Origin of the sequence: Thermanaeromonas sp. (genome assembly GCF_021890735.1) — a bacterium.
In the GTDB taxonomy this organism is placed as follows: Bacteria; Bacillota; DSM-521; order Neomoorellales; family Neomoorellaceae; genus Thermanaeromonas.
Map to the genome: position 1 here is coordinate 1 of NZ_JAKKUR010000048.1, position 11,652 is coordinate 11,652.

General features: G+C 49.4%; 9 protein-coding genes, 1 pseudogene and 1 riboswitch. Of the genes and pseudogenes, 1 reads left to right on the plus strand and 9 read right to left on the minus strand.

The genetic code is table 11. The features are described 5' to 3' along the window. Positions 1-48 precede the first annotated feature (48 nt). A complete protein-coding gene (locus L5656_RS07950; protein WP_297201514.1) occupies positions 49-297 on the minus strand; it encodes a nucleotidyltransferase family protein in 249 nt (82 codons plus the stop codon). Positions 298-1,784: 1,487 nt separating this feature from the next. Beyond that, entirely contained in the window at positions 1,785-2,741 is a 957-nt protein-coding gene (locus L5656_RS07955; RefSeq protein WP_297201516.1) for a DUF362 domain-containing protein, read from the minus strand. A 256-nt stretch (positions 2,742-2,997) separates the two neighbouring features. Here L5656_RS07955 and L5656_RS11390 point away from each other — a divergent pair, with 256 nt between their 5' ends. Next, a complete protein-coding gene (locus L5656_RS11390; RefSeq protein ID WP_366018124.1) occupies positions 2,998-3,144 on the plus strand; it encodes a transposase in 147 nt (48 codons plus the stop codon). Between the two features lie 135 nt (positions 3,145-3,279). Here the strand turns inward: L5656_RS11390 and L5656_RS11395 are convergent, their stop codons facing one another. The 7 genes and pseudogenes from L5656_RS11395 to L5656_RS07985 form a co-directional block, all read right to left on the minus strand. Further along, positions 3,280-3,384 carry a helix-turn-helix domain-containing protein gene (locus L5656_RS11395; RefSeq protein WP_366018126.1) on the minus strand — a complete coding sequence of 35 codons (105 nt, stop codon included), beginning with the start codon at positions 3,382-3,384 and terminating at the stop codon, positions 3,280-3,282. Positions 3,385-3,394: 10 nt separating this feature from the next. Beyond that, entirely contained in the window at positions 3,395-5,167 is a 1,773-nt protein-coding gene (locus tag L5656_RS07960; protein WP_297201519.1) for a DUF342 domain-containing protein, read from the minus strand. Positions 5,168-5,267: 100 nt separating this feature from the next. After that, positions 5,268-5,354: riboswitch (cyclic di-GMP riboswitch) on the minus strand. Between the two features lie 354 nt (positions 5,355-5,708). Beyond that, positions 5,709-7,790, minus strand: a complete 2,082-nt coding sequence (locus L5656_RS07965; protein ID WP_297201521.1) for a chemotaxis protein CheA — start codon at positions 7,788-7,790, stop codon at positions 5,709-5,711. 55 nt (positions 7,791-7,845) lie between these two features. After that, positions 7,846-7,961: pseudogene (locus L5656_RS11500) on the minus strand (methyl-accepting chemotaxis protein); the annotation flags it as partial. 854 nt (positions 7,962-8,815) lie between these two features. Further along, positions 8,816-10,852 carry a methyl-accepting chemotaxis protein gene (locus L5656_RS07975; protein WP_297201526.1) on the minus strand — a complete coding sequence of 679 codons (2,037 nt, stop codon included), beginning with the start codon at positions 10,850-10,852 and terminating at the stop codon, positions 8,816-8,818. A gap of 206 nt (positions 10,853-11,058) precedes the next feature. Beyond that, a complete protein-coding gene (locus L5656_RS07980; RefSeq protein ID WP_297201529.1) occupies positions 11,059-11,400 on the minus strand; it encodes a hypothetical protein in 342 nt (113 codons plus the stop codon). A 22-nt stretch (positions 11,401-11,422) separates the two neighbouring features. Further along, the coding region (locus L5656_RS07985; protein WP_297201532.1) for a chemotaxis protein CheW at positions 11,423-11,652 on the minus strand (230 nt) is incomplete at its 5' end.

Consider the following 11,652-nt stretch of genomic DNA (forward strand, 5'->3'; position numbering starts at 1 on the left):
TTTTGACGCTTAGGACCCCCATTTTTCGTGTCTAAATTTCTGGGTCCATTATAGATCCACCTGCTCCTTAATTATCTGTTCTCTCATCCTCGGGTTCAGGGAAGCGTACGTCACCACGTCCACCTTTTTGCCTATAACCTCTTCCAGTTCCTGCCTGAGCGCTACCAGGTCCAGCAGTGTCTTCTGGCCTTCAAACTCGATAAGGAAGTCCAAGTCGCTGTCCTCGCTTGCCTCACCCCGGGCAAAGGAGCCGAATACGGCCGCCCTCGCCACCCCGTGTTTTTTAAACACGGGCACAACCTTTTTTTGAACTTACTTTTTCCAATTCAGTTCGAAGGCGCATATTTTTTGCTCTCCTTCTCCCCCGTCTTCCTTGGCTTCCTCATAGAAAAATATTATACTCCGTAAGAACCTGACATTTCCAGCACTTTTACAGCCAGCACACCTCATCCGCTACGGAGGCCTGCTTAGGCCTGGAAACCCCGCATCTAAACCCAGCGGAGAACCCGGCTGAACCCTCTGCCGAAGCAAGGATATCCCCTGACAGCAGGCGTATGCTACTAATATTGGTAGACACACCCTCACCGGCTCACCGTTCCATCCCCAAAAGGCTAAAAGGGCAGGTTCCCCGTTCGCCGCAAACTCTGAAAGGAAAAGGGCTGGAGTAAAAACCCGACCCCTCCACCTTAAGTCGTGTATACACCCAGTGTCTCCCGGCAGGCGAAAGACCCCAACACAGGGCTGGGCATTATTTCTCCCCAAAATCCCCGGTGTGTAGCCTCCCAGGAGGACAATATCCAATGTCCAGACAAGTTCATCCCGCCCCTGCTTCAGCTAGCTAGCTCCCCGGTATCTTTTCATAGTGACGCCGATTGTCTGTCAGAAGCACGAGCCATAACAAAACTGCCGTGCTCCGATCAAGAGGTCCAGGTCAGCCACGGTCAACCTTCATTTCCGCAGTTTTCCCCCGCCAAGGCCGCATCAAGTTATGCACTGCTCGCAACATGCCCTAGTATACTGTCCCACGTATCGGCTAACGATCGGTGTTAGGACGTTTCAGGTATCTAAGTAAGAACATTACAGGTTTGACATCCAAGGAACCTTATCGCTCGATATCCAACTCGTTTTATTTTTGACCTTTTTGCGAAAACAAGTTAAACAGTAAAGCCCTTTATCCACGCGGTTAATAACTAACCCGGTTCGGGAAAAATATGCACAGTCACTTAAACTCTGCTTTTGTTTCTGCATGCTTGGCGCATATCTTTTTTTCTTTAAGTTCCTTAAGAAAACCCTTCCTCTATTTTCTTTGGTTTTTTCTAGGCATCTATCGCAGTAAGATGTGGAAGGAGAATGGAGTAATTAGGTCGCGCGATACAGTCTTCACAAATGGCGCGGGTGGATAAACAACAAAAACCAATAAAGGGTTTTTTGTGCTTCTTGCAAAATCCTTTCTTAGGCACAGTTGGTACAGCAAATACAGTATCTATTTGCCCGCATTTCAAGCAAAAAGCCAAGTCGTTCCTGCGAGGGGTAAAGAGCAACGCAAACATCGGTCAAAAGGGCCTATTTCATTCCGATCCCAAGAAGGCGCCATTAATTATTTCTCTACTCCCGCGGTACAATCTACGCCTTCGGTTGCTTAGGGGCTAAATAGCGAATACGCCCCCTCCACAAGTATCTGTTAACCGTCGTGGCGTATCATCATTCCATCTGGAGAGTTACCGAGCTTCTGAGATGCTAAATTTAGGAAGATACGTGCTCCTTAAAGCCGAAAAAACACCACCCTATTCTCTTAAGATTTTTTCCAGGCGGCTTGCATATTTTTTGCCTTCCCTGTCGTCCGCAATTATCTCTATCTGCTCAGCACTACGAACTCCAAGGCCAAGCTCTACCGCTCTCGATATTTGTTCCTGCTTGAAGATCGGTACTTCCATAATCTTTCTATTACTGCCTAAATCTTTTAAAACTGCCAAACCTACGGCATCTAACGCTACACGGTCTCTAGAAAGGAGCATAACGTTTCCCTCCCTCCTCGTTCCTCGGTCTGGCCCCCCGTCAACAAAAACATCAACTCCGTCCATCAGAACGAAGTCCGGGGTATACGCCAGATTAATTTCGGCGATCATCTTTCCCATATGGGGCGAACTGTGGAGTTCGCTCATCAAAGAGTACCCCCTGCGCGGAGTTATTCCCACCGCCAGCTTCAGAGACATGCTGAAAACCCCTCCGTAAGCATGGGTCTTCAAGGTACAGGTGCCGATATTTACGTCTGCGTCTAAGACGGGTTTAGCCACATAAAAACCGTTCCTCCAGTGTAAACCTTCCCTCCAGAATTTCACCCAGCCTTCGGGAGGAAGCTTGTCGTAGTTAATTAACTTTACTCCTAATCTATCGCAAAGCTCGATTACCCCCTTTTGCTTGAGCACGATTTCAGTCAAAGGGGGGCCACTTCTTTCCCCGACGGCGATAGAGGATGGACCAGCCGCCTTCAACTCAATTAATAGCTGCTCCAGGGTATCGTTATGGGTGGAGCCCGGCGCCGGGTCGGCTGTGTTAAAGTTGGGCTTCACCAGTATACTCTTGCCCGCGTATGCTAAAGGCCCCAGGAGCGCCAACAACCTCTTAACCCCTTCTTTCCTGTCCCGGGTCTTTACCAGATATACTTTTGCCGTAGCTGTAGGTTTTTTACCAACCAAACCCGATTTGGTGGTGGCGTCGTAACTGGACTCAGGTTTTCTCATCATTGGGTCTTCCTTTTTCCTCCAACTTCCCGGCGTGCACGATGCAAGCCCCAAAGCCGTCATACCTAGACCGGCATAATAGCACATTCGAATAAAATCCCTCCGGCTTAATACTCTGTCTCCAACAATGGCGGTTCACCACCTACAGGACGCTGGAGGTGCGGGCCTTTAAGCTGTTTAGTCTCCTAAGCAAATTGGAAAATCTTTGTATAGGACCTATAATACCCCTGGGGGGGGTGGGTCAATGAGATAGTATATCGAGGAATTCAAAGAGCAAACCTTGGCTGAATGTCAGGAGGTCGGTAACGTAGCCCTGGTCGCCAGGCGTCACCAAATCTTCGAAAATACTATCTATAGCTGGATTAAAAGGAAGTGCAAAAACGGCTCTCTAACCTCTGCCTGAAGCTAAAAAAAAACAACGCCTGGAAGAGCTCGAAAAAAGGCTTAAAGCAATCAGCGCCGAAAATAACCGTCTAAAAAGCCTCTTAGCAGAGAAAGAGCTAGGAGCTGGCCATTCTTAGGGAGCTTACACGGCCAGCTATGCTATTAGCGGCTCTCTGCTCCTCATCGGGCACGTAGACCAAAGCTCTCCGGACTGGCAGTTTAGGGCTTTGCATAGGTTCTCCAGTGTGGCAAAATCTATTCAGGCTCTCTTACCTCCAGGGTATAACGTCTATCTCACCTTCCGCATTAAGGCGAAGCCTTATTTTTCTTTCTTCCTTGGTGAAGAGATAGATTCGCACACCTATTTTTACAGAACTATTTTCATAGGCATGTTCGATAGTAACTACGCCTTTTTCTTGTACCGTGACTGCACTTTTGGCTCCGCCCCGGGTGCCCAGTTCCCTTACGTACACATCCTCTCCTGCCTTTATTTCCCCGCCTCTAAAGGCACCATGGATCATAACCTTCTTTCCTGCTTCGATATAAGAATTGTCACAACCTATACGGCTTACGGTCACGCTTCCTGAGGCGATAATTTTGGAGTTAAGCACATAACCCACAGTCACATTGCCGTTTTCTATTTTGTCCTGCACTTGAATATGGCCTAGCAATTCCATAGCCTCATTATATAGTTCCTCTATATCTTCGATGCTGACTATGCCAAGGGGCATCCGTACTAACTTATACTCCATGTTGTTTAAAAACCGGGTAAGGGGAGGATACTCAAAGGGGAGCTTCTTGACGTACTCTTTAAGGACCTGAATAGATGATGGAATACCAGGATACTTCCGTTCAAGCAACAATTTGACTAAAGGACCGATGATCCTTCCTGTGTACTTCTCTTTAAGCTGGTTGAGGGCCAGAAGTAACTCTTCTATCTGAGATGATAGACTCTTTAGGAGCGAAAGACCGTTCCTTAGGAGAGCGAACTTCTCTCCAGCGATTATAGTTGAAGCGTGGACGTTGCCCTTGATCATTACAGAATCCAAGGCTTTAATACTGGCTCCAGAAACTGTACCCTCTATAACGGCACTTTCCCCCGCTTCGACCCGCATCCCCTCTAGTACATTACCCTTGACTATAATATCGCCTGCAAATATGATGTGACCAGAGGACTTATCGACGTCTTTATCGTGATGCAATACGTTAATGATCTTTATCTCCATTCCTCTAGGTATATCGATGGCTACCGGCCTACCTGGTTTGGTAGCTACAACTTCTAATCCTTCCTTTGTTAATGTAGTGCCCTCCCCAGCTTTCAAGGCTACATCTTGGGGCTTAGGGGGAAGGATTATATTTCCTTTTAGATCACGGCCAGGTTTTCCAGGTTGAGCAGGATGCTTGCGGGCGAGAATTTGGCCTGGTACGGCAGAAGTATAAACAAAACGTTGGTGCAAGTCTACTTTCTCTTCCGTAGAGCTTTCTATCTTTATTTTTTCCTCTAAACTGAACAGGAGTTCAATTTTGGCATCTTGACCAGGTTCTGGAGGAGTACCTCTAGCTATAATCACTTCTTTCTCTTGTGGATTGACAAACAGCCTTTCTATAGTTTCCCAATCGATACCATGTACGACACCTAGTTGTTTCAATTTATTCGTTAATTCACTCAATGTTACCGGCAATAGAATTTCCTCAATAGGTATTCCTTCTAACCTTAAGATTGGGGCCGGAGGAGAATCCTTAAGAACATATCTGATACGACGAGAGGGTTTTAATTTTAATATCGCCACCATATTATCCGGAGTTACTTCTAGAGACCAGCTCCCTTCACTCTCTTCTGTCAAGGTAGTAACCACCACATGGTCGTGGATACTGATGGGGATGGGCTGGTCAATCTCGAGATATTCTCGCTCGTTTACTTGTAGTTTTACTCCCGGCCCCAGGATAACAGCAGGGTAAGGACCGTCAGGGGGATGGTATACTAGAAGCTTTCCCCCTTGCAAAGCTACATATACCGAAAGATTATCATAAGAAGTGCTCATAGGAACCTTTTACCCCTCTTGGCCGTCTTTGGTCGGCTGGATCAAAAACAAAACACCAGGAGCACCCGCCTTGCACCTGGTGCGGTAGCTTAAGACCCCCACGCGCAACCCGACTACCATAGCCCTTAAAAGCCTCAGGCCCGTGGCTTTGCGTCCCCGCCTTTCGGCGGGTTTCCCCTTAAATGGTAGGTTGTAAGACCCCATGATGTTTAAGTAAGCTCTCGACAGGCTATTTTTATTTAGAAGATAGCATAGTTATTGGTTGCTAATCAAGCATAATTCTACCTTAGGCCCGTGTCAAGGTTAGGGACCAGCAGTGAGGGGTTAGAAGCAGGTACTTTACCGGTAAACCTCTGCTTCTTGTTGCACGGCCGCAGGTGGGAATATGGATTTCCATATTTTGCCGGTCATAGAATTTAAGCAGATTGAGGCCCGATAATGGGGCACAACCGCGCTGCATGCACCACACTATTTTCCCTTCATGCCATCCTGGATCCATCTCCGTATCTCATCCCGGCAATTCATAAGTTGAAGTGGTACTTTATCCAGCCAGCTCAAAACTTCCCTCGCCAGGGAGGTTTTCAATCAAGCCACGCACGTCAAGTATCAGAGCTACCCGGCCGTCTCCCATGATGGTAGCGCCTGCGACACCGGGTATCTTGCCAATGTAGTTACCCAGAGACTTAATTACTATCTCCTGCTCGCCCAGAAGCGAATCCACTATAAAACCTGCCTGCTTTTCCGCCACCCCCACAACAACCACGGCAACCCGCCCCTGCACCTTCCGGACATCTCTCCTTATTCCCAGTACTTCACCCAGATGCAGCAGCGGCAGCACTTTCTCTCGCACCACCACTACTTCATGCCGCTGTACCTTCTTCACCTGAGCAGGTTCAACCTCAATAATCTCAATAACATTGGCCAGAGGGATTGCATACACCTGGCCGCTTAATGTTACCAGCAGGGAACGGTTGATGGCCAGGGTGAGGGGTAGCTTGATGGTGAAACAGGTACCCTCACCGGGAGTTGTCTTGATATCGAGGATCCCATTGATCTTCTCCAGGCGGGCTCGCACTATATCCATGCCTACGCCGCGGCCCGAAACATCTGTCACTTTATCGGAGGTGGAAAAGCCTGGAAGGAAGATAAGGTCGAGAGCATCCCGGCTATTCATGCGTGCGGCCTGTTCGGGTGAGATAAGCCCCTTTTCTACCGCCTTACGCTTTATCACCTCTGGGTCCATGCCCCGGCCGTCATCCTGAACTGTAATGACGATCATGTTTTCCTGGTGAAAAGCCTTGAGGATGATGGTTCCGTGCCGCGGCTTGCCAAGACGCACCCTCTCTTCCGGCGGCTCGATGCCGTGGTCGATGGCATTGCGTAACAGGTGGATGAGAGGGTCGCCGATTTCTTCTATCACCGTGCGGTCCAGCTCGGTCTCGCGGCCTTCAACAATGAAATCTATCTCCTTACCAGCCTTGTTGGCTAGGTCTCTGACCATACGCGGGAAACGGTTGAATACCTGGTCAATGGGTAACATACGGGCTTTCATGACCTCTTCCTGGAGTTCAGAGGTGACCCGGCCAATATGCATGGATATTTCTTCCAGCGTCTGTAACAACGACTCGTTTCCCAATTTATTCTTGAGCGCATTACCTACGTCGACTAGACGAGTACGGTCTATTACCAGCTCGCCCACCAGGTTCATCAGGGTTTCCAACCGCCGGACATCCACTCGTACCGTCTGAGTTTTATGCCTCTCGACTGTGGAGGCCTGCTGGGAGTGCTCTCCCACTCTTCCGCGGGCAACAACTGCAGCTGAACCTGGCTCGGAAACCCTACCCGCCTTTGAAAATTGCCCAGGGGCTGAGGTGGGCGCCTCACTGTGAAGTTCTACCGGATTAACCTCTACCCTCCGGATCTCGGAAATTGATTTAATCACATTGGCCAGAGTATCGGCATCTTCCTTCGATATTAGTATCAGGCGAAAGCTGGAGCCGAATTTCTCCGCCTCCAGTTCCTGGGTGTGGGGCTGGCTCTTGATTACCTCGCCGTAATCTTCGAGGTTGTTAAAAACCAGGAAGGCCCGCGCGCCCTTCATGCGGCAGTCAGGCTCCAACTCTACGTAAATCTCATATCCCTGGTAACCCCTTAATTCAGCCTCCCGGATGACGTTCTGCTCGACTTCGGTTAATTCCAGCACCGTATCCTCCGGTGCTACTGCTGCTTCTGTCTCACCTTCAAGCAAGGATTCCAGCTCGGCGACCAGTCCGCCTACCTCCACACCGCCTTCGGTACCGCCGACCAGCTGCTCCTTCAGCTCGCGCAGCTTATCCAGGCACGCCAGAAGCAGGTCCACCACCTTTCGGCTCACAGCCAACCGCCCCTGCCGCAGTGCGTCCAGAACGCTTTCCATCCTGTGGGTGAGGGTCGCCATCTTCTCAAAACCCATCGAGGCCGAGGAACCCTTAAGGGTATGCGCAATGCGGAAGATCCGGTGCAGAAGCTCACTGTTTCCCGGGTTCTGCTCCAGAAGCACGACGGCCTCATCCAACTGCTGCAACTGCTCTTCCGCTTCGTCCAGAAAGATTCCCAGATATTGGGACATATCTATATCAGTCATTACTGTTGTCTCCTTTCCCCAACCTATTAGTTTCGTAGAAATATCCCAACCCAGTTAGCTTTCTTACTTCCTCGGCCACTACAGCAAAACCGCGTCCGTGCTCACCAGCCCGCGAGCTTATATAGCAGCGTTTAGTGCCAGGAGGTTGGTCTGTTCTGCTATCTCCGCAACTTCTTCGCCAATTTGGTTGACCTGATTAAAACGGTGGTTTACCTCATTCAGTTGGTCTCTCACATGCTGGATACCGGTAGCCACTACTTTTAAAAGCCTGTCCATTTCCGCCAATGCCGAGCGGTTGGTCTCTGCCAGTTTGCTCAATTGGTGATGGGCAGCAGCCGCTTCTTCCACAGAAGCATTGACTTCCTCGATTGTGGCAGAGAGTTCCTGGGCACTCGCTGCCTGGACCTCTGCCTCCCGGGCCGCTTCGTCTGCCTTCAGGCGGCTCCACAGCGCCAGAAGGTCTGTGTGTGCCATAATGAAACGTCCTACGCTAACGCCAAAAAGCAAGTCACCGGAATTAATAACATCGTAGGCAGAAGTCTTCGGGGGACTTTCTTGGGGTTGAACCATAGGGAGATCGTTTGAAACAGGAATATTAGAGGTATCCGTTTTGCCACGTCTTTTGAAGAAAAACATAATGCTCCCCTTTGGTCATATACTTTCTTCACTTGCCAATGCCTGCACGTTAGACCTGTAGCAAATTATTAAGACCTTGACTATACATTGACAACACAAATACCACAATGCCGGCATCTAAAAGATATCCGAAGCTGGGTTATTTCGACCATATAATGGATAGCCATACCACATATTGGACAGGCAATTTCTGGTCTGGGATTAATGCAAGGGTTTTCCTCGTATATAGAACGAATTTGTCTTATAGTGGTTATTACATTAGACCAGGGTATAGATGAACACACTCAAAATTACCCCCCATTTCTTTAAAGCGTCAATAATGCATAGGGGCCGCCCCGCAGCTGCTGTGGGCCGCTTATGGGCAGCCCCCACAATAAACCCCGACCTTTCTACACCTTGAAGCGCCCCACCTGCTCCTCCAGCCTCTTGGCTACTTCCATAACCTGCTGAGCGTTGGCCGCTATTTCCTGGGTGGATGCGGATAGTTCCTCAGCCGAAGCTGAAATCTCCTGCGCTGAGGCCGAAGCTTCCTCTGATACTGCGCTCACGCTCTGCACACGGTCCAGCACCACGTCCTTGGCCTTAACGGTACTGTCAACTTCACGATAAGTTGCTTCAATCATGGGCACTATCGCTGCCACCGACTCTAATATGGCATCAAAGGCCTTAATGGTGTGATCTACATTTTCCAGCTGGCTGGCTATTTGCCTGGTTACTTCTTCGGAGGTGGTCACTACTTCGTTGGTCTCCGAAGTTATGTTGTTCAGTAGAACTCTTATCTTGTCTGAAGAGGCGCGGGATTGCTCTGCTAGTTTGCGTACTTCATCCGCTACTACAGCAAAGCCCCGGCCCGCTTCCCCAGCACGTGCCGCCTCAATGGCTGCATTCAAGGCTAAAAGGTTCGTCTGCTCTGCTATACCATTTATCACTTCCAAAATCTCTTCTACCTGGTTTACTGAGCCTTTAAGTACTTCAAGTCTCTCTACAACTATCTTAAAGGCTTCACGTACACCTTTGATGGAAACGATGAGGCTGTCCAGCTCCTTTTTACCTGTGTCAGCCAGCCGGGAGGTTTCCTCGCTGTTGGCCTTAACCCGGCCGAGTTCAGTGTAGACTCTCTCCAGGCTGGTCGTTATGTTCTCAATAAGGCCCAATATCTCTTGCAAATGACTCGCTTGCTCAGATGCTCCTGAAGCGACTTGCTGGATGGCCTTAGCCACCTCATTGGAGGAAGAAGCTATCTCTTCAGAGGTAGCACTTAAGGTCTCGGAACTGCCTGCCAGGGTCTTAGCATCTTCTTTGATACCGGAAAGAAGCGGTCGTATACGGGCCTGGAGCTGATCTACGGCCTGGGCCACCTTCCCTATCTCGTCTTTACGGCGCAGGAACTCTTCAGGCACCGGCCGTGTAAAGTCTCCACTAGCTATAACCCCAAGCTGCTCTACTTCCATGATTAGAGGCGTGGTAATGGTTCTGGCCATTACGAAGGTTAGCACCAGAGCTGCAACGATTATCAGGAGTGATACTAGTAGCATAGTCTGTTTCAAACCAGCGGCCTTCTCCAGCACCTCATCATTAGGAACGTTGATACCTACAGACCAACCAGTAGTCTTGATGGGAGCGAACCCAACATATTTCTCCTGGCCCTGGAAGGTATATCGCCCTACACCTTCCTCACCCCTCGCCATCCTGGAAATTACGGCTGCTAGAGAGGTTAGAGAAGAATCGGACTTGGCCCGCTCTATAAAGTTTTCCTGGTTCAATACCATCTCTACATCTTTATGGGCTATGATCTTGCCCGTACTGTCGACGGCAAAGCCATACCCTGTGCGGCCGTAGCTAACGGAGGAAATCAGTTCATTGAATTTGGTTCCATCCACTATACCCACCAGAACGCCCACAATTTCGCCCGTAGCGTAGTGGCGTATGGGCGTGGCAAAACCGAATATTGTAGTCTGGTCAACCTTGCTCACAAGGGTACTGGATACATAGGTCTTTCCCTCAAGGGCTTTACGGAAGTAATCCCTGTCAGCCAGGTTGGCCGTACTGCCATCCTGGTAAACAGCGTTACCATTTTTGTCAATTATAGCGAAGCGTTTGAAACCCAGGCTTTCTGCCCATTTCAATTCATCCCGTAGAACCTGCAACTTTTCCTCTAATGTGGCTTCCCGATCACCTGCCCTGCCCCGAATAATAGTGTTGCGAGCTATACTTTCTACAACATAAATCCGGGCCTGGAGCCGACTTTCAACAGTTTCGGCGACCTGTTTGGCTGTTTTAAGTAAGGCCTCTTCAGCTTGTGCTTCCAAAGCGCTTCCAGCACGGTTCTGGCTTACCAACCACAACACCAGAGACCCTATGAGCACAATAAGCCCAAATAAAACAGTCATCTTGGTTCGCAAACTTCCACTAAGCTTTTCCAGCATTTTGTTTTCTCTTGCCTCGCTAAGTTTCAACATGCGAGACGACTATTGCCTCCCTTCATGTGCATTTGTTTTTTAGGATGATTGGTATACTTTGTTTTTAGAAGGCCAGCTATATCAAATCCACTGGCCATCCTATCATGGCTTTAATGTTTCTATCCAACCTGTTTCCCCCACCGGCTTCACTTCCGCACTTCCCGAGCAGAGGTCTAGCTCCAGGTACCGGTTGTAGGCCTGGTGTTATCGCCAAGTTGACCCTGGAAGTCCGCCGGGTGATCCCCGCCGAAAGTCGGTCCAGTAGCAGGATAAACCTTACGAGCCAGCAAAGCGCCCCTAAATGTGTGGAACTTCCCCGGTTCGAAGGCTTCTTTAGGGTTGACGATTTCTTCAACCACCAGATAGGGTTGTACTTTGCCCAGGTCATAGAAAATGGCGGTTTTGCCCAGCATCTTCTGATGCATACTGGCAAGCTCTATCAACCCCTGCTCGGATACTTCTGTCAACAGCCGCAGTATGTTTACTACGTTGCGATAGATCCCTTTCTTTATCACCCCGGTGATATGCCGACAACGTTCAGTTGCCCTGCCCTGCGCCCTCTTGGCTCACACTCTTAAGCATTTCCTTCTCGTCGACTCCAAGGAGCAGGTCCAGTTTGATTATGATAATTAGCTTATCGTCCGTCTTGGCCAGTCCTTCCACAAAAGCGGCGTTTACCGTAGTGACAGCAGGCGCAGGCTCAATAGAGCTTTCATCGATTGTCGCCACTTCTTTGACGGAATCAACAACCAAGCCTGCTTCCTGCC